The sequence below is a fragment of the Actinomycetospora lemnae genome (assembly GCF_028737315.1).
Classification (GTDB): Bacteria; Actinomycetota; Actinomycetes; order Mycobacteriales; family Pseudonocardiaceae; genus Actinomycetospora; species Actinomycetospora lemnae.
This window is the reverse complement of sequence record NZ_JAQZAO010000020.1, coordinates 15223-31731: the sequence shown is the minus strand read 5'-3', so window position 1 is coordinate 31731 and position 16509 is coordinate 15223. Positions and strand designations below refer to the sequence as shown.

The following is a 16509-nucleotide window of genomic DNA, read 5'->3' as shown; positions in this document are numbered from 1 at the left end:
GCCGGAGGCGCACATGGCCGTACGGATCGGGACCTCCGGGTGGATCTACCCGCCCTGGCGGCGGGTGTTCTACCCGGAGGGCCTGGTCCAGCGTCGTGAGCTGACCTACCTCGCCGAGCGCCTCGACAGCGTCGAGATCAATGGCTCCTTCTACAGTCTCCAGCGCGCCTCGAGCTACCGCTCCTGGGCGGAGCGCACGCCCGACGACTTCGTGTTCGCGGTCAAGGGCGGGCGGTTCGTCACGCACATGAAGAAGCTGCGCGGCGTCGAGGAGGCGCTGGCCAACTTCTTCGCCTCCGGCCCGCTCGCGCTCGGGCCGAAGCTCGGGCCGGTCCTCTGGCAGCTGCCGCCGAACCTCGGTTACGACGCCGAGCGGATCGAGGACTTCCTGGCCCTGCTCCCGCACTCCACGGCCGCGGCGGCCGCGCTCGCGGCGGGCCACGGCGACAAGGTCCCGGAGCCGTGCACCGAGACCGACGCCGACCGCCCGCTGCGGCACGCGATGGAGGTGCGCCACCCCAGCTTCCGCGACCCCGCGTTCGTCGCGCAGCTGCGCCGCCACGGGGTCGCGCTCGTCGTCGCCGACACCGCCGGCACCTTCCCGCGCCTCGACGACGTCACCGCGGACCTCGTCTACGTCCGCCTGCACGGCGACACCGAGCTGTACGCCAGCGGCTACAGCGCGGCCGCGCTCGACGCGTGGGCCGCGCGCATCCGCGCCTGGGCGGCGGACGAGGCGTCGCCCACCGAGGACACGGTCGCCCCCGACGACCCGCCGCCGCAGGCGCCGGCGGGCCGCGACGTCGTCGTCTACTTCGACAACGACGTCAAGGTGCACGCGCCGTTCGACGCGATGGCCCTGCGGGAGCGGGTGCGCGAGTTGGGCCGGTGAGGCTCAGATGCGGCGGGCCCACGCGTCGGCGCCGCAGTAGAGCCCGTACGCCACGAACCCGAGCGCGACGAGGACCAGCAGCCACGGGCCGAAGGGCTGGGCCGCGAGGGTCTTGAGCGCCGCGTCGAGCCCGCCGGCCTGCCCCGGGTCGGCGCGCACCGCGGCGACCCCGAACAGCACCGCCATCACCGCGAACGCGATGGCGCGCAGCACGTGCCCGGCGATGCCGAGCCAGTACACCGGCTGCTGCAGGCCGCTCGGCAGCCGCGACCAGGCGAGGTCCTCGGCGAACGAGCCGCGGATCCCCGTCCACGCCGTCGCCCCCGCGATCACGAGCACCACCAGCGCGATGCCGAAGACGATGAACCGGCCGCCGGGCAGCGCGAGCAGCCCGGCCGTCGTCTGCTGCGACCCGCCGCTGCTCGACCCCGAGGACCCCGTGACGAGGAGCTGGACGCCCACGAGGGCGACGAACAGGACGCCGACCGCGGTCGCGCCCGCCGCGATGCGCCGCTGGGTGCGCGCCCACCCGGTGGCCCAGCGGAAGCCGGTGGCGGCGGCGAGGCCTTGCCAGATCCCGAAGGCGACGAGCCCGACGACGATGACGATGAGCACGACGAACCCGAAGGGCTCCGCGGCGAGGGTGGCCACCGCGCCCTGCTGGTCGGCCTGCCCACCGCCACGCATCGCGATCTGGACCGCGATCACGCCGATGAGCAGGTGCACCAGGCCGTAGCCGGCGAGGCCCACGCGTCCGAGCAGCTCGACGGCGCGGTGCGGGGCCTCGCCCTCGCCGTCGCCCTGCACGGAGTCACGGAACCGGTCGGCGGTGCCGCCGGAGCCGCGGGGATCGGTCGAGTCGGGGGAGCCGGCGGCCGCGGTCACGGGCCGTTGCAGGTGACGGTGGGCTGGGGTTCGTAGCGCACGGTGCGTGGTTCCCGGCGGACCTCGCCGGTACGCACGTCACGCAGCACGCGGGTGTCGGTGATCGTGAAGCCCTCGGACCCCTGGGAGGCGTTGCACTCCGGGTTGCCGCCGAGGTCGCGCACGCCGGGCGGGGTGAGGTTGGTGCGCGGCCCGGGCTCCGAGGTCACGTCGAAGCGCTTGATGCCGTAGAGCTGCACCGTGATCGACGACGGCGTCCACTGCGTGCGGATGTAGACCGGCGTGGGCCCGTCGTTGCCGAGCTTGAGGTCGATCGAGCCCTCGAAGACCGTCGCCTCGCGCCCCGCCGGGTAACGGCTGATGTAGTAGCTGTGCTCCTGGTGCGCGACGTCGTCGAGGCCGGCGAAGTAGCCCGCGTTGTAGAGCGTCGTCGCGAACTGGGACACGCCACCGCCGACGCCGCGGCCCGGGGCACCGTCGTCGATGATCCCGGCGGGCACGAAGCCGTTGGCCTCGTTGCGGGGGCTCGTGGCGTCGTTGAGGCTGAACACCGAGTTCGGCGCGATGATCTGGCCGTTGACGATCTCGGCGATGCGGCGGATGTTCTGGCCCGAGTCCGGCTTGAAGCCGCGGGTGGTGAACTCGCCGATGATCTGGGCGGGGCCGAGGGCCTGCAGCGACTCGGTGGTCACGCGGGGCTGCGTGGTCGTGTAGACGGCGTTGATCGCGCGCCCGGTCGGGGGCGGCGGGGAGGCCGGCGCGGCGCCCGGGGCCGTCGGGGGCGGGGTGAACACGGGCGGGGCCTCGCCGTCGGGACGCCCGAGTGCCTCGACGATGCCGCTGAACGTCCGCGGCCAGTCGATCTCGCGGCCGACGACGGCGGGCACGACCTCGGCGGTGGTGCCGGTGAAGGCGAGCGTCGCGTCCTTCGGCTCGGCCTCGGTGGTCGCGAGCTGCGGCTCGACCGCGGCGATGGCCGCCGGCTCGTCGATGCCGGGGGTGAGCCCGCCCTGGCCGTCGGGGGTGAACCGGACGAACGAGGTGATCGCGCGCGTGGTGACCGTGGCGTTCTTGGCGTCGCCGACGACCGTCAGCGGACCGGCGACGGCCGGCCGGGCGAACTCGTCGATGGCCCGCTGGATGCCCTCGGGGGTCACCGTCACCGGGGTCTCGGTGACGGGCAGCGCCACCGGCGCCGGGTCGAGCCAGTGGTCGATGACGGCCTGTCCCGCCGTGGCGCCGTCGACGACCGAGCCCGGCACCGACGGGACGGCGACCGGCTCGAGGCCCTCGTAGCGGATGGTGCCCTCGGCGGCGGGGCGGTCGAGCTGCGGACGGACGCCGTCGAGCGCCTGCCCGAGCGCGAAGGCGTTGACCCGGGACACCGGGGCGACGTCGCGGGTGTCGAACAGCGAGGTCAGGCGCGTCCACGGGTTGAAGGGCTGCTCGCCGGCGCGGGCGATGGTGCCCTCGACGTCGAGCTCGAGGCCCGCGGCGCGCGGGTCGAGGGTGGCGCTGCTCGGGCCGGCCTGGAGGGCCACCGGCTCGGTGCTGCGGCCGGAGAGCTGCGTGCGCAGGGCCTCCTCGGCCTCCGGCTTGCTCATGCCGCCGATCTCGACCCCGGCGACGGTCACGCCGCGCGGCACGTCGGTGGAGGAGAAGAGCAGGTCACCGACGTAGAGCACGGCGAGCAGGCCGACGACGGCCGCACCGATGAGGACCGGGCGGCGGCGCCCGCCGCCGGACGTCGCCTCGTGGGCCCCGTGGGTGTTCTGGGCCCCGTCCGCCCCGTTCCCGCCGTCGGTCACCGGGATCCACGCGGTGCGCTCGGGGTCGGTCGCGGCGGCGGGCTCGGCAGGTTCCTCCGCCATCGCACGGGTGGGCTCGTCGAGCGCGCCCGACGGCTCGTCGTGCCGGATGGTGCCGTCGGTGTCGACGGTGGTCTCCTCGGGCGTGCGCCCCCCGGATGAGCTCACAGGTACAGCCCCGTCCCGCTCGGACTTCTCGTCGCCTCGGTGGTCGCGCTCGCGACCGCGTGCAGGTCGCGCTCGCGGAGCACGACGAAGGAGCGGCCGGACACGTCGACCTCGAAGTGGTCGTCCTGGCCGTAGAGCACCCGGTCGCCCACCGCGACGCTGCGGACGTGCTGGCCCGTGCCGTAGACCTCGCCCCACACCAGGCGCTTGGCGGGCTGGGCGGTCGCCGGGATCACGATGCCCCCACTGCTGCGGCGCTCACCCTCGCCCTGGACGGGGGCGACCATCACACGGTCGTGGAGCATCTGGATCTCCAGCCTGGGATCCGACACGCCGGGATCGTACGGGGAGGCCCGGACGGCCCGTGGCGCAGGGCCGGATGACCTCACCCGGAGCTGACGAACGGCTGACGAGGCCCGGAAGGGCCCGGAACGTGGAACGCCCCGTGGCCCTGCCAGGTCGGGGGTCCGGCAGCGCCACGGGGCTCGGCGGGGATGTCGGACGGTCCGGGAAGGGCGTTACCAGACCCCGCACAGTTCACTCGAACGGAGTAGTTCCGGTCAGTCGCGGCCGAGCAGGAAGCGCCCGAAGTGCGGGACGGTGAACGCGATCCAGCCCCTCTCCGCGGAGAACACCAGGCCCTTGCGCAGCAGGCTGTCGCGCGCCGGCGACAGGGACGACGGCTTGCGCCCGAGGTGCTTGGCCAGCGCGGACGTCGTCACCGGCTCGTCGCGGCCCTCGGCGAGCTCCGCCATGCCCTGCAGGTACTCCCGCTCGGCGGGCGTCGCGCGCTCGTAGCGGGAGCCGAAGAACCCGACGGCGAGCTCCGCGCTCGCCTCCGGCGCGGCCATGCGGACGTCGTCGGCGTCGATCGGGCTCTGCACGGCCGCGTCCCAGGCGGCCTTGCCGTAGGCCTGCACGAAGTAGGGGTAGCCGCCCGAGACCTCGTAGAGGGCGTCGAGCGCGGCGGGTGTGAGCTCGGCGTCCTCGCGCTTCGCGGGCACGGTGAGGGCGAGGTCGGCGTCGGCGCGGTCGAGCTGGCCGATCATCGCGTAGCGGAAGAGCCGCTCGGAGTACGACTTCGACGCCGAGAGCACCGCGGGCAGGTGCGGCAGGCCGGCGCCGACGACGACGAGCGGCGCGCCGGACTGCGAGAGCTCGTGGCAGGCGGCGCAGAGCGCGGAGACGTCGTCGACACGCAGGTCCTGCATCTCGTCGATGAGCAGCGCGATGCCCACCCCGACGTCGGCGGCGAGCTCGGCGCACACCCCGAACAGCTCGACGAGGTCGATCTCGATGTCGCCGGAGTCGGCGCGGCCGGTGCGCACGGGGGCGTCGATGCCCGGCTGCCAGCGGTCCTTGATCTTGGCGTCGGAGGGCGTCGCCTTGAGCGCGAACGCCTTGAGCACGCCGAGGGTCTCCTCGACGCGGTCGGGCGCCCGGTGGTGGACCGCGAGGTCGCGCACGGCCCGGTGCAACGCCGCGGACAGGGGCCGGCGCAGGTCGGCGTCCGGGCGGGCCTCGAGCTTGCCCGCGCCCCAGCCGGCCCGCACGGCCATCGACCGCAGCTCGCCGAGCAGCACCGTCTTGCCGACCCCGCGCAGGCCGGTGAGCACGAGGCTGCGCTCCGGGCGCCCCCGGGCCACCCGTTCCAGCACCACGTCGAAGGCGTCGATCTCGCGATCGCGCCCGGCGAGCTCCGGCGGCCGCTGACCGGCCCCGGGGGCGTACGGGTTCCGCACGGGGTCCATGGATCGGAGCGTATGGGCCTCTCTAGCGCCGACCTGATACCTCGCGAGAAACCGCGATCGGCGTGTCGCGGCGTCAGGTCAGGTCGAGCACCGCGAGCACGCCGCCCTGGATCGTCGACACGTAGCCGGTGCGGCCGTCCGGCGTCACGGCGATGCTGCTGGGACCCGGTGGGGTCGGCAGGGTCGCGGTGACGGCCATCGTGCCGGCGTCGATCACCGAGACCGTGTTGCCGCGGTTGTCGACCGAATAGGCGAACCGTCCGTCGGCCGACCACGTGATCTCCTGCGGCTTCGACCCCACCGGGATCGTCGCGACGACGGCGTTCGTGCTGGTGTCGATCATGGTGACCTCGTCGCTGTCGTAGTTCACGTTCGCGACGAGCGGGCGGGTCGGGTGGACGGCGACGCTGTGCGGGCTCCGGCCCACCGGGATCTCCGCGACGACGGCGGAGGTCGCGGTGTCGAGCACCGAGACGACGTTCGACTCGTGGTTGGCGGTGTAGGCCCGCGTGCCGTCGCGCGAGAACTCCACCCAGTGTGGGTTCGGGGCGACCTGCACGTCGCGGACCAGGGTGTTCGACGCGGTGTCGATGATCGAGATCGAGCCGGAGTCGTGGTTCGGGACCCACAGCCGCGAGCCGTCGGGAGTCACCGCGGCGGCGAAGGGACGGGTGCGGACGGGGATGGTGGCGACGACCTGGTTGGTCGTGGTGTCGAGCACCGAGACCGCGGCGATGGTGCGGGCGTCATCGAAGACGCTGACGTAGACCCGCCGCCCGTCCGGGGCGAACGTGACGTACTGGGGAGGTCCCGAGGTGATCGGGATGGTGGCGGTCACGGCGTTGACCGAGGTGTCGACGACGGTGACGACGCCGGCGGCCCGGTTGGCGACGTAGACCAGCCGGCCGTTCGGGGACACCTGCGCGTACCCGGGGGTCGGGCCGACGGGGATCGGCGTGCCGAGGGTGGGGATCGGGACGCTCGGCACGATCTGCGTCGGCGCGGGCGCCTCGGCCGCCTCCGACTGCGGGGTGCTGGCACCGAGCAGCCGGAACCCGGCCACCGCGACCCCCGCGAGCAACGCGAGGACGAGCCCGCCGGCGAGGACCGCGAGGACCCGGCGGCGCCCGCTGTCGCTGCCGTCGCCGCCGCTCCTCGTGGTGCCGGGTGGTGGCGGGGTGCTGCCCGGGCCGCTGCCCGCGGCGGGCACCGCGATCGGGCCGGTCGGGGTCTCGTCCGCCGCCGGCTCGCGCGCCGCGCCGCGGCCCGCCGTCCCGGGGCCGGCGGGACCGCCGCGGGCGTCGATGGTCGGGGTGCGCCCGCCCGCGTTACCGGACCCGGGCGGCCGGGCGCTGATCGTGGTGGTGGCGCCCTCCGGTGCCGGTGCCGGTGCCGGTGCCGGTGCCGGTGCCGCCCGCGCGGCCGGCCGCGCCTGCTGGGCGGGCAGCGGACCGGTCGGGGGACGCGCGGGCGCCCCGACCGCGGCGGCGGCGTGCCCGACCGGCACCGGGGCCCGGCCCGGCCCGCCGTCGGTGCCCGGTAGGTCCGCGGCGAGCGTCGCGGCGCCGAGGGCCACGGCGTACTTGGGGTGGGTGTCGACGAGCGTCGGTCGCCCGATCGCGGCCGCGACCATCTCCGCGACCAGCGGGATGCGTGACGACCCGCCGACGAGCAGCACGGCGCTGAGCTCCGCCGGGTCGACGTGCGCGGAGCGCAGCGTGCGGCTCAGCGCGCCGACCGTCGACTCGAGCGGCGCCCGGACCATGTCCTCGAACTCGGCGCGCGTGATCGTGACGTCGAAGTGCTTACCGGGCAGGAAGACCGGCACGACCGTCTCGGTGTCGACGGAGAGCGCCTCCTTGGCCAGCACGCAGTCCTGGCGCAGGCGGGCGAGGGCGACGGCGGTCTGGGCGTCGCGGTGGTCGAGCTCGTCCAGCGCCCCGCCCGAGACGTGGTTGACGTGGGCGAGGACGGCCTCGTCGAAGTCGACGCCGCCGAGGCGCTCGATGCCCTCCGGCGAGCCGAGGATGTCGACCCCGCCCGCGCGGGCGCGCAGGACGGTGGCGTCGAAGGTGCCGCCGCCGAGGTCGTAGACCGCGAGGACCTCGCCGTCGCGCAGCTCGTGCGAGGACGCGTAGTGCGCGGCCGCCGCGACGGGCTCGGTGACGGTCGGCGGGTTCTCCAGCCCCGCGAGCGACGGCACCTCCTCGAACAGGCCGCGGCGGAAGGGCCCCCAGTTCGCGGGGTGGGTCAGCACCACGCGGTCGGGCTTGCCGCCCTCGGTGTCGGTGACCTTGGTCAGGACGTCGCGCAGCAGGGCCGCGAGCAGGGCCGTGACCGGCTGCGACGTGCCCCCGAGCATGACGGGGGTGGGGTCGCCGAGACGTCGCTTGAACTCCCGTCCCAGCCGGTCGGGGTTGCTGACCGCGCGACGGGCGGCGGCGTCGCCGGTGATGAGCGACCCGTCCTCGCGGAGGTAGACCAGGGCGGGGGTGGCCACCGAGCGGTCGCCCAGGCTGAACATCTCGACCTTGTCCCGGGCGATCGCGGCCGCGACGAAGGTCGTCCCGATGTCGACACCGAGGCTGTACATCTGGCGCCTCCTCCCGCCGTGGACACGGATCGTAACGACTCTCGCCGGGAAAGCCGAGGACATTGCCCCGAAGGATGAGCTGAGACTCGCGATCCGATCGCGGACGGTCGCCGCGGGGGTGAGGCAAGGGGGTAAACCCCACCTCGCTCTCGGGTGGGCACCCCTCACGCGCGGTGCCCGAGGGGCCACGCTGTCGTCATGGCACCGGATCCGCTCCCCGCGGTCCTCCCCGGCGGCGCCGACGACGCCTGGCACCAGCGCATGCGGCTGGAGCGCGAGCTGCACGACGGGCCGGCGCTGCGGCTCTCGGCCCTCGCCCTGCGCCTGGGCCTGTTGAGCCACCGCTGTCAGGACCCCACGCTCGCCGAGGGCATCGGCGAGGTCCAGGACGAGCTGCACGCCGTCCTCGAGGAACTGCGCAACCTCGCCGGCAAGCTCTACCCGCCCCTGCTCGACGAGGCGGGCCTCGGGCCCGCGCTGCGCCAGGTCGCCGAGCACGCGGACGCGCCCGTCGCGATCGTCGACACCTCCGAGCGCTTCGGCCCGGCGCTCGAGGGGGCGACGTACTTCGCGGTCGCCGAGTGCCTCGCGGCGCTGCCGGTCGGGGCGCCCGCGGTGGAGGTGGCCATCAGCCGCGAGGGCGACGAGCTGGTCCTCGCGGTGACGGGGCTGGAACCGGGCAGCACGGGGCGCCTGCAGGAGACCGCCCGCTCGCTCGGCGGGCGGACCGACGTGGGGCCCTCGGGGTCCGTGGTGACGGCGAGGATCCCGTGCGCGTAGCCCTCGCCGAGGACGGCGCCCTCTTCCGCGAGGGCCTGCAGATGCTGCTCGAGGCCGCCGGCCACGAGATCGTCGGCTCGGTGGCCGACGGCGACGCGATCGTCCGGCTCCTCGCGACCGAGCCGGTGGACGTCGCGATCCTCGACATCCGGATGCCGCCCGAGCCCGACGGCGGCCTCACCGCCGCCGAGCGCCTCCGCGCGCTCCACCCCGACATCGGGCTGCTCTTCCTCTCGCACTACGCCGAGTCGCACTACCTCATGCGCATCCTCGGCATCGGCACCGAGCGTGTCGGCTACCGGCTCAAGGAGAAGGTCGGCAGCGTCGACGTCCTGTCCGACACGCTCGCCCGGATCGACAGCGGCGAGATCGTCATCGAGCCGGTGCTCGCGAAGCGGCTGGTCGAGAAGCCCCAGGGCGACCGCAAGGGCCTCATCGCGGCGCTCTCGGAGCGCGAGGTCGACGTGCTGCGGCTCATGGCCGAGGGCCGCTCGAACAACGGCATCGCCGGGCAGCTGTTCGTGACGCCGAAGGCCGTCGAGAAGCACATCGCGAGCATCTTCGACAAGCTCGGCCTCCAGGCCGACACGGCGGCCCACCACCGGCGCGTGCTCGCCGTGCTGACCTACCTGCGGGCGCAGCGCGAGGACGGCTGAGGCGGGGCGCCGGGCGGCGAGCCCTTGACCCGCCTCCCGGGCGCCCTAGCCTCCAGGCCGGGGAGGGGCGCCATGGACGGGACGGCGGGCACAGTCGGTGCCGCGCCCGGTCGCGCCCGCCTGGCGCGGCCCCTGATCACCGCCGGGGTCGTGGTCGTCGCCCTCGGGACGGTCGTCACCGCGGCGGCGCTGGTGCTGCCGCCCGGCGCCGCGACGGTGTGGGCGCCGTTCCTCGGGGCGGCGGTGGCCGCTGCCGTCCTGGGCCTCGGGGGTCCGGCGCTCGAGCGGTTCGCCGGCCGCTTCGACCCCCGGCCCGTCTCGCCCTACGCCGCCCTCGCCGCGGCCGGTGCCCGCACCGGCGAGGAGTCGCTGGAGGCCGCCCTCGCGGGGCTCGCCCAGGTGCTCGCCGACGGCACCCGCGCCCGCCGTGCCGCGATCTGGCTCGCGGTCGACGACGGGCTCGTGCCGGTCGAGGAGGACGGGGCCCGACACACCCGGCCGGTCCCCGACCTCGCCGCCCTGCTCGCCCGCCCCGAGGTCGACCACGCCGTGCCGGTGCGCACCGGCGACACGCTGCGCGCGGTGCTCGTGCTCGAGAAGCCGGGGCAGGCGATCACCCCGGCGGACCGGCGCCTCGCGCGCGACGTCGCCGCCGGTGCGGGGCTGCTCGTGCGCGGCGCGCACCTCAACGCCCGGCTCGCCGCGCGGGTCGCGCGGGCCGACGACCTGGGCCGCGAGCTCACCGAGTCCCGCCGGCGCCTGACCCGGGCCCGTGACGCCGAGCGCCGGCGCCTGGTCACCGAGCTCGCGCACCTCACGACCGACCGCCTCGAGGCCCTGCGCGCCGCCCTCGACGAGGCCCGCGTCGCGCTCGACGCCGAGGCCGCCGAGGCCGCGGGTCCCCCGCTGTCCCGGGCGCTGGAGGGCCTCGAGGACCTCATCGACCGGTTCCGCGTCATCGTGCGCGGCGTCTACCCGACGGTGCTGACCGCGCAGGGGCCCGTCGGCGCGCTCGAGGAGATGGCCGCGGACCTGCCCCGCGCCACCTCCGTCGTCGGGCGGTTGCCGCGGCGCCTGGCGTGGGAGGTGGAGTCGGGCCTCTACTACGTGGCCGCCGCGGCGCTGGGCCACCTGGCGTCGCGCGCCGGCGACGGGCCGGTCGAGGCGGTCCTGACCCACGAGGACGGGCAGCTCGCGGTGCAGGTGGGCGCCGTCGACGCCGGCGGGGAGGAGGGCGTCGAGGAGCTGCGCGCCGCGGTCTCCGAGGACGCCGACCGCCTCGCCGCGCTCGGCGGCCGGCTCCACGTGGAACGTGACCACGGACGCCTGCGCCTGGTCGCCGCCGTCCCCGACGCGCTGGAGCCGGTGGTCGAGCCGGAGGCCGTCGGGAGCCGGGCGTGACCGCGACGGCCGCGCCCGCCGAGGCCGGGCCGGCCCCGGCCCGCACCGGCGGGCCAGGCCTCGCGACGCCGGCGTGGGCGCTGCTGCTCGGCCTGACCTCGCTGTTCGCGCTGGTGTGGCTGGGCCTGGGCGCGGTGGTCGCGCTCGCCCCGTCCGTGCCCGGCCTCGCCGACCCGGCCGCCGCCCCGGGGAGCTGGGCGCGGGCGATCGCCGACGCCACGGCGCGCAGCGAGCCGGGCGGCCAGGCCGTCGTCGACTACGTCCTGAGCCTCGCCGCGATCGTGCTCGCCGTCGCCCTGCTCCGCCGGGCCCCGCGCTGGTGGGTGGCGCGCTGGATGGTGGTGGCGCTGGTCGGGTCGGCGGGCGCGTTCAACCTGCAGGCCCACGCCGCGGCGGCCGCGGCCCGCGAGGCGGTCGGCGTCGAGATCGGCGGGGTGCACCAGGTCGTCCTGCACGGCGTCGCGTGCCTCGCCTACGTCGTGGCGCTCCTCCTGCACCCCACCGGCCGCCCGGGGGTCGACGCGGGGACGGCGAGCGGGCGCCTCGTCGTCGCCGGCGGGAGCGCGCTGCTGCTCGTGGTCGGCGTCGGGACCGCGCTGCTGCCCCACACGGTGAGCTGCGTGCTGTTCTTCGGCGCGGTCGTCCCCGGCGCCGGCCTGATCGCGCTCACCCAGCGGCAGCGCTCGGGGCGGCTCGGCACCGAGCAGCGCACGCAGGTCCGGCTCGTCGTCAGCGTCCTCATCGCCGCGGCCGTGACGACCCTCGTGCTCGGGGTGATGACCGCGGTCCTGCTGGTGCTCGGCCGGGGCGGGCTCGAGCTCGTCGACCCGACCGCGCACGGCACGGACGCCCCCACCGGTCCGCTGTTCTGGAGCTCGCGGGTCGCGGCGGTGGCGATCGCCGTCGCCGTGCTCGTCGCCGCCGACCGCCCCCGACTCTGGTCGGCCGAGCGGCGCTTCGGGCGCGGCCTGGCCCTCGCGCTGCTCGTCGTCCTCGCGGGCGGCACGGTCGCGGTGGCCCAGGCCGCGCTCGCCGTGATCGTCGGCGAGGCGGCCGCGCTGGTGCTCGCGGTCGTCATCGGCGCGGCGGTGTTCCCCGTGCTCTCGGCGCGGATCGAGCGGGTCGTCGACCAGCTGCTCTACGGCCGGCGGCCCACCCCGTACAGCGCGCTCGCCGGGATCGTCGCGCTCACCGGGCCGGGCGACGAGGAGGGCCCCGACGTCGCGGCGATCGCCGAGGCCGTGGGCGTCGGGCTCGGCGCGCGCTGGTGCCGGCTGACCGTCACCCGCCCCGGGCTGCGCGACCGCACCCACCGCTGGGCCGCGGCGGGCACCGGGCCCGGCGAGGGGGACGGCGACGAGGGGCTCGAGGTGACGGTGCGCCGCGGCGACGAGCGCATCGGCACGCTCGCCGTCGACCGCGGGGCGGGCGCGGGCCTCGACGCCGAGCGCCGGCGGCTGCTCGCCGACGTCGCCGACAGCCTCACCCCGGTGCTCGAGGCCAGCCGGCTCGGCATCGAGCTCGAGCGCCAGCTGCGCGCGGCGCTCTCGCACGCCGAGCAGATCGCCGCGTCGCGCCGCGCGGTCGTCGCCGAGATGGACCACGAGCGGCGCACCATCGAGCGCGACCTCCACGACGGCGCGCAGCACCACCTCGTGTCGCTGCGGCTGGGCCTCGGCCTCGTCGAGCACCACCTGCGGGCCGGGCGCCTCGAGACGGCGCGGGAGAGGCTCGCCGACGCGCTCGAGCGGGTCGCGACGGCGGAGGCGACGCTCGCCGAGACCGCCACCGGCGTCTCCTCGCTCGTGCTCTCCGAGCGCGGGATCGTGCCCGCGCTGACCGCCGACCTCCACGGCGCCGAGCCCCCGGTGCGGCTGACCGCGGAGCTCGCCGACGGCCGCCGCTTCGCTCCCGATGTCGAGACGGCCGTCTACTTCTGCTGCCTGGAGGCGGTGAACAACGCCCGCAAGCACGCGCCGGGGGCGACGGTGACGGTGTGGGTCGGCGAGGCGGGGGGCCTGCTGCGGTTCCGGGTCGCCGACGACGGCCCCGGCTTCGACCCCGCGACGCCGACCGGCGCGGGCGCGGGGCTGCGGAACCTGCGCACCCGCCTCGAGCGGGCCGGCGGGACCATCACCCTCGACGCGGCCCCGGGTCGCGGGACGGTCGTCGAGGGGCGGGTGCCGGTGGCGCCGGCCGATCCGTCCGTGGAGGTCGCCCGCGACGAGGTCGAGACCGAGCCCGAGCCGGCCGTCGACGACGGGACCGACGCCCTCGGACCCTCGCTCCTCGACTCCCGCACCCTGACGCTGACGGGCTTCACGATCGGCACCGTTCCGACGCCGGCGACGCATCCGGTGGACGACACCGCGACCACGACCGTCCACCACCTGCCCGCCACGGTGCGGGCGCCGGTGGCGGACGGGGGCCCGGGCGTCGAGGAGCCGGTTGCCGAGGAGCCGGCTGCCGAGGAGCCGGCTGCCGAGGAGCCGGCGGAGGAACCGAAGGCCGAGGGACAGCCGCCGGAGGAGTCGACCGTCGAGACGCCCGCCGCCGGGCAACCGGCCGAGCAGGAGCCGGCCGCGCAGGAGCCGGTCGCGGAGGAGCCGGTGGTCGAGGAGCCGGTCGTCGAGGACCCGGGGCCGACGGCTCCCGCACCGACGATGCCCCAGCCCCGGCGCGAGCCGGTCACCGCGCTCACGCCGTTGGCGGCGGTCCCCGGGCCGCGGGAGCCGCTGCGTGCCGTGCCGTCGCTCGGTTCCCCGCCGGGACAGGTGCTGCTCGACCGGGTGCGCGAGATCCTCGACGAGGCCCGCGGCGTGTGGCCGGTGACGGGACCGGCGGGCGCCCGGGTCGCGGAGATCCGCGCGCGGCTGGAGGGTCCGCTGCGGCTGACCGTCCGCTCCGGCCGGACGCTGGCGCCCGGTACGACGCTGCGGGCGATGATCGGCGAGCACCTCTCGCGGGGGACGGTCATCGTCGACGACGTCCGGCCCGACGCCGTCGTGGTGTTCACCGACACCGGCCCGGTCCCCTGCCCGTCCGTGCCGCACGCGCTGGTGCCCGCGGGGTCGCCGCAGTGGTCGGCGGCCGCGGTCGAGCGCCGTCTCGTGCTCCGTGCGGACGTCCTGCGGGCGCGTACGGCGGTCGAGGCCCTGGAGCAGCTCCTGTGGGACGTGCCCCGCGACCCCCGCACCGATCGGTTGCGCCACCGGCTCGAGGGCCTGCGGGCCGGGACCCACGCGCTGGCCGAGATCGAGCTGCTCGCCCGGCCACCGCGCCTGGCGCCCGCCGATCAGGACCGCGCCGAGCGGCTCTGGGGCGCCGACGGCGACGCGCCCCACCGACGCCTCGGGCTCCCGCCGACCGCCGACCCGGCCGCCCTGCGCGAGGCCGTCGCGGCGGAGCGGCGGCACTGGCAGCTCCGCCTCGCCGACCCGGCCTCGACCCGCGGTCGGCGCATCGCCGCCGAGGCCGCCCTGCGCACCTGCGACGAGCTCTGGCGCCGGCTCGGGCGCTGACGGCCGGGGGTTGGCCCCCGTCGTCCCGGGGGGCCGCCCCCGGCCGGCCGGGGGCGCGCTCCCTCGTGACGTGGGTCACTCGTCGGCAGGCTCGTGGATCAGCGAGAACACGCCGACCCGGCGGGTCCGCGAGATCGGGGAGGCCACCATGACGATGATCGCGAGCGCCGTACCGGAGCCGTGGACGCGCGACCGGCGCCGGCGCCGGCGGTGGGCGGAGATCCTGTTCCGGGAGCACGAGGTCCGCCAACTGTGGCGCGCCGCCGCGATCCGCGGCCGGCTGGCCGAGAAGGTCCACTCGCCCAGCGGCGCGACCCTCGTCGTCCCCGACGTGACGGCGATCCACCTCGGACCTCCGCTGCGCTTCACGGTGCACCTGCGCCCCGCCCAGATCTGGGAGGACACCCAGGAGGCCGGACGCCACCTGGCGAACGCGCTGGGCGTGCCGACGGTGCAGTTCACCGAGCTCGCCCCCGGATGGATCGAGATCGAGGCCCCGGCCCGGCCGGCGGAGCTCGACGAGCCCGAGGACACGGCGGACGAGACGCGCGAGCTGCCCCGCCCCACGCGCCCGCTGTCGCCCGTCGTCACGCGCGCCCTCGCAGAGAGCCACCGGAAGGACCGGACCCGCCGCTGACGAGGCGGCCCGGGAGCCGACGATCGCGTCGTCTCGGGCTGTCTGGCGTCGGTGCGAGACGGCCGTAGACATCCCGATCGCACCGGGCCGATCGGCGTCGATCCCGCCGTCTACGCGCGTCTAGCGCTCGTCCGAGACGGCCGCAGACACCCCGATCGCGCCGCCGGTGAGCGCGTCGAGCCCGGGCCCGACGACCGTGACGAGCATGTCGGCGAGCACGTCGGCGGGCTCGGCGTCGGTCGCCCGACCGGCATCGGGGTCGGTGAGCCACCAGTCGGCCAGGCCCTCGGCGGCCCCGACGACGGTGTGCGCGTAGGGCAGCGCCACGGCGCGCGGCACGCCGAGGCCGCCGGCCATGAGGTCGGCGGCCTGCTCGACGATGCGCCGCCGCAGGGCGTCGACCTCGCCGGCGAACGGCCCGGTCGACGCCTGCCGGTAGAGCACGGTCCACCCGGCGCGCTGCGTGGTCAGGGCGTGGAAGAAGGCCCGCAGGGCCCGGCGCAGACGCACCAGCGGCGCCTCGCCGGGCTCCCCGGCGGCCGCCTGCACCGAGCGCAGCAGTCGCTCGGCCTCCCGGCGCAGGCAGGCGGCGAACAGCTCGTCCTTGCTGCCCCCGTGCGCGTAGACCAGCGGCTTGCTCACCCCCGCCCGCGCGGCGACGGCGTCCATCGACGCGCCGTGGAAACCCTCCTCGGAGAACACGGCGAGCGCGGCGTCGAGCACCTGTCGGCGGCGGACCTCCGGGGCCAGGCGCCGACGCGGCGTCTCCGAGGTCACCCTTGCACCGTATCTACCGACGCGTAAAGTACGGCGCGTTGGCGGGACCGCCAGTACCGGACACCACGACGTCCCTGATGCAGCCGGAGTGAAGCCGTGCCCGAGAAGATCGACGTCAACGAGCTGGGTCGCAGCGTCGACCCCAAGTCGTTGTCCGACGAGCAGCTGGTCGACGCCCTGCGCGACGGCCTGGCCGACGGCGGGGGCAAGGACATCGATCCCTCCCTGTTCGCGCGGCTGGTCAAGAGCACCCGCAAGGGCCAGCTCGAGGCCGTCATGTCCTCCGACGTCCGCCGCCCCGTGCTCGACGCCATCTTCGGCCGGATGGCCGAGTTCTACTCCTCGAAGGGCTCGAGCGCGAAGCGCCAGGTCGTCCACTGGCACATCACCGGCGCTGCCGATGGTGGCAGCGACAGCTACCAGACCGCCATGCAGCACGGCGCCTGCGAGGTCGAAGAGCAGCTCGCCGAGGAGCCGCGTACCGAGCTGACGATGGACGGCACGCAGTTCCTCAAGGTGGTCACGAACAACGCCTCGCCGGTCACGCTGTTCATGACGCGCAAGCTCAAGGTGTCGGGCGACGTCGGGTTCGCGACGGCGCTGCAGAAGATGTTCACGATCCCCACGGCGTGACGGGAGA

General features: G+C 76.0%; 13 protein-coding genes. 7 read left to right on the top strand and 6 right to left on the bottom strand.

Features of this window, described 5'->3' with window-relative positions:
• Positions 1-13 precede the first annotated feature (13 nt).
• The gene (locus PGB27_RS27945; RefSeq protein WP_274203724.1) at positions 14-892 is read left to right on the top strand and encodes a DUF72 domain-containing protein; all 879 of its coding nucleotides are present in this window, start codon (positions 14-16) and stop codon (positions 890-892) included.
• Positions 893-895: 3 nt separating this feature from the next.
• Here the strand turns inward: PGB27_RS27945 and PGB27_RS27940 are convergent, their stop codons facing one another.
• The 5 genes from PGB27_RS27940 to PGB27_RS27920 form a co-directional block, all read right to left on the bottom strand.
• Positions 896-1777, bottom strand: a complete 882-nt coding sequence (locus tag PGB27_RS27940; RefSeq protein ID WP_274203723.1) for a DUF1206 domain-containing protein — start codon at positions 1775-1777, stop codon at positions 896-898.
• Positions 1774-3753 (bottom strand): VanW family protein, encoded by a 1980-nt coding sequence (locus tag PGB27_RS27935; RefSeq protein WP_274203722.1) that lies wholly within the window; start codon positions 3751-3753, stop codon positions 1774-1776. The genes PGB27_RS27940 and PGB27_RS27935 overlap by 4 nt, the downstream gene beginning before the upstream one ends.
• A complete protein-coding gene (locus PGB27_RS27930) occupies positions 3750-4085 on the bottom strand; it encodes a GroES family chaperonin (RefSeq protein WP_274203721.1) in 336 nt (111 codons plus the stop codon). Before PGB27_RS27930 ends, PGB27_RS27935 begins: the two co-directional genes overlap by 4 nt.
• Before the next feature lie 228 nt (positions 4086-4313).
• Positions 4314-5504 carry an ATP-binding protein gene (locus PGB27_RS27925; RefSeq protein WP_274203720.1) on the bottom strand — a complete coding sequence of 397 codons (1191 nt, stop codon included), beginning with the start codon at positions 5502-5504 and terminating at the stop codon, positions 4314-4316.
• Between the two features lie 73 nt (positions 5505-5577).
• Complete coding sequence (locus tag PGB27_RS27920; RefSeq protein ID WP_274203719.1) at positions 5578-8097, bottom strand: Hsp70 family protein; 2520 nt, start codon at positions 8095-8097, stop codon at positions 5578-5580.
• Positions 8098-8295: 198 nt separating this feature from the next.
• Between PGB27_RS27920 and PGB27_RS27915 the strand changes: the two genes are divergently transcribed.
• From PGB27_RS27915 to PGB27_RS27895, 5 genes are all read left to right on the top strand, one after another.
• Positions 8296-8877 (top strand): sensor histidine kinase, encoded by a 582-nt coding sequence (locus PGB27_RS27915; RefSeq protein ID WP_274203718.1) that lies wholly within the window; start codon positions 8296-8298, stop codon positions 8875-8877.
• Positions 8868-9533, top strand: a complete 666-nt coding sequence (locus PGB27_RS27910) for a response regulator transcription factor (RefSeq protein ID WP_274203717.1) — start codon at positions 8868-8870, stop codon at positions 9531-9533. The genes PGB27_RS27915 and PGB27_RS27910 overlap by 10 nt, the downstream gene beginning before the upstream one ends.
• Before the next feature lie 72 nt (positions 9534-9605).
• Positions 9606-10934 carry a hypothetical protein gene (locus tag PGB27_RS27905; RefSeq protein ID WP_274203716.1) on the top strand — a complete coding sequence of 443 codons (1329 nt, stop codon included), beginning with the start codon at positions 9606-9608 and terminating at the stop codon, positions 10932-10934.
• Positions 10931-14455, top strand: coding sequence for an ATP-binding protein (locus PGB27_RS27900; RefSeq protein WP_274203715.1), 3525 nt, complete (start codon positions 10931-10933; stop codon positions 14453-14455). Before PGB27_RS27905 ends, PGB27_RS27900 begins: the two co-directional genes overlap by 4 nt.
• Before the next feature lie 70 nt (positions 14456-14525).
• Positions 14526-15092, top strand: a complete 567-nt coding sequence (locus PGB27_RS27895) for a hypothetical protein (RefSeq protein ID WP_274203714.1) — start codon at positions 14526-14528, stop codon at positions 15090-15092.
• Positions 15093-15212: 120 nt separating this feature from the next.
• On the opposite strand, the gene PGB27_RS27890 is transcribed toward PGB27_RS27895, so the two are convergent.
• The gene (locus PGB27_RS27890) at positions 15213-15869 is read right to left on the bottom strand and encodes a TetR/AcrR family transcriptional regulator (RefSeq protein ID WP_274203713.1); all 657 of its coding nucleotides are present in this window, start codon (positions 15867-15869) and stop codon (positions 15213-15215) included.
• Between the two features lie 96 nt (positions 15870-15965).
• Here PGB27_RS27890 and PGB27_RS27885 point away from each other — a divergent pair, with 96 nt between their 5' ends.
• The gene (locus PGB27_RS27885; RefSeq protein WP_274203712.1) at positions 15966-16502 is read left to right on the top strand and encodes an SCP2 sterol-binding domain-containing protein; all 537 of its coding nucleotides are present in this window, start codon (positions 15966-15968) and stop codon (positions 16500-16502) included.
• Positions 16503-16509 lie beyond the last annotated feature (7 nt).

Coding starts and splice junctions, on each gene's coding strand:
- PGB27_RS27945 (WP_274203724.1), top strand. CDS start 14: ATGGCCGTACGGATCGGGACCTCCGGGTGGATCTACCCGCCCTGGCGG.
- PGB27_RS27925 (WP_274203720.1), bottom strand. CDS start 5,504: ATGGACCCCGTGCGGAACCCGTACGCCCCCGGGGCCGGTCAGCGGCCG.
- PGB27_RS27920 (WP_274203719.1), bottom strand. CDS start 8,097: ATGTACAGCCTCGGTGTCGACATCGGGACGACCTTCGTCGCGGCCGCG.
- PGB27_RS27915 (WP_274203718.1), top strand. CDS start 8,296: ATGGCACCGGATCCGCTCCCCGCGGTCCTCCCCGGCGGCGCCGACGAC.
- PGB27_RS27905 (WP_274203716.1), top strand. CDS start 9,606: ATGGACGGGACGGCGGGCACAGTCGGTGCCGCGCCCGGTCGCGCCCGC.